Raw genomic sequence first — 375 nt, 5'->3', positions numbered from 1 at the left:
GCTCACTGGCTACCTGCATCAGGCTTTTTTTTGTTTCTTCCGCCTCCCGGATCCGGAACAGTTTTTCTGCTTCCGTATCCTTCACCCAGGCTGTGCCGTTCCACTTCTGATATTCCCCTCCCGGCGATAACCAGGTAAAATTTTCCGGTAACGGACCGAGTTCAGAAATAAATAACGCGTCGCCGGAAGCCACGTCATAGACGGTTTTACCCCGATGGTCTTCATCGAGATGCCACGATGCCTCATCACTGTTGAAAACAGCCACAAAGCCAGCCGGAATATCTGGCGGTGCAATATCGGTACTGTTTGCAGGCAGACCGGTATGAGGCGGAATATATGCGTCACCTTCACCAATAAATTCATTAGTTCCGGCCA

At 50.7% G+C, this 375-nt stretch carries 1 protein-coding gene; it reads right to left on the bottom strand.

What is annotated here, in order from left to right:
- Positions 1-375 (bottom strand): tail fiber assembly protein (locus tag DZ860_RS24185; protein WP_120035745.1); only part of this gene is annotated, 375 nt, incomplete at both ends.

This window comes from Vibrio sinensis (assembly GCF_003605645.1).
Classification (GTDB): domain Bacteria; phylum Pseudomonadota; class Gammaproteobacteria; order Enterobacterales; family Vibrionaceae; genus Vibrio; species Vibrio sinensis.
This window is presented reverse-complemented; position numbering and strand designations above follow the sequence as displayed.